The sequence below is a fragment of the Fulvivirga aurantia genome (genome assembly GCF_009711475.1).
GTDB lineage: Bacteria > Bacteroidota > Bacteroidia > Cytophagales > Cyclobacteriaceae > Fulvivirga > Fulvivirga aurantia.
In genome coordinates this window covers 1-293 of the sequence record NZ_SMMD01000044.1, presented here as the reverse complement: position 1 = coordinate 293, position 293 = coordinate 1, and the positions used below count along the sequence as shown (strand labels likewise).

The 293-nt window shown below is 37.5% G+C and carries 1 protein-coding gene; it reads left to right on the top strand.

The genetic code is table 11. The features are described from left to right. Positions 1 to 293, top strand: a 293-nt coding sequence (locus E1176_RS00055) for a T9SS type A sorting domain-containing protein (RefSeq protein ID WP_155208566.1), incomplete at both ends; no start/stop codon positions are given.

Below are 293 nucleotides of genomic sequence, written 5' to 3'. Positions count from 1 at the left end.
GTCATTGGTCCGATCGAAGTAGGCCTCGTGATAAATGATGGATTAAACGATAGTGATATATACCTAGCAACAGTCACTGTTGAAAAAGTAACTGGACTCGTAGAGGCAGAAAATCAGAGTATAATCTTTCCTAATCCAGCTTCTGATTATATAGACATCGTGAGCCAAGATACATTTTCACACCTGACGGTGATCAATTCTGCTGGTCAAACAATGGCTAAAAAAGAAATAAATAGAAACTACCGATTAGACATCAGCGCTTTACCTAACGGAATGTACATTTTAAAATTAGC